At 66.0% G+C, this 476-nt stretch carries 1 protein-coding gene; it reads left to right on the top strand.

The genetic code is table 11. The features are described from left to right. Nucleotides 1-202: 202 nt before the first annotated feature. Nucleotides 203-406 (top strand): hypothetical protein, encoded by a 204-nt coding sequence (locus tag AC1DDH_RS20580; protein ID WP_092296770.1) that lies wholly within the window; start codon nucleotides 203-205, stop codon nucleotides 404-406. Nucleotides 407-476 lie beyond the last annotated feature (70 nt).

The following is a 476-nucleotide window of genomic DNA, read 5'->3' on the forward strand; positions in this document are numbered from 1 at the left end:
GACGTGCATATACGACACCTCCACCGGCCGCGCACAATGGCCCTACGCCCGCGGGCCGTATTCTCAAGTCTCACTCACTCCTCAGGAAGACAGATATGCGCTACATCATTACCCAAGACGGCACCCGCCTGTTTGCGGGGCCGGCGCCATGCTGATCGGCGCTTGAACCGCAGATCCATCGCAGTCCCACTGGAGAATCTCCATGCGTTCGACCCTGTTCCGCTCCGTTCTAGCCGCCACCTGCCTGCTCGGTACCGTGGCCGCCCATGCCACCGACCCAGCCACCAGCCCGTTTGCCGCCGATCGCTACGACTACAGCGTGCTGCCATCCGCCAGCGCTGTGGCCAAAGCACCGGCACCGGTCCGATGCCATGACGGCAAGGCGGCCTGCCATCCGAAGCACTAGGCGCCCTGCCGCGCGTCACGCGCGGTGGCGTGTTCCGGATGCGGCTGGCAAGAAGGGGGCCCCCCCATAC

The organism is Arthrobacter sp. 10T425 (assembly GCF_056393985.1).

Bases quoted from the DNA above. Each gene is read 5' to 3' on its own strand.
- AC1DDH_RS20580 (WP_092296770.1), top strand. From the start codon at position 203: ATGCGTTCGACCCTGTTCCGCTCCGTTCTAGCCGCCACCTGCCTGCTC.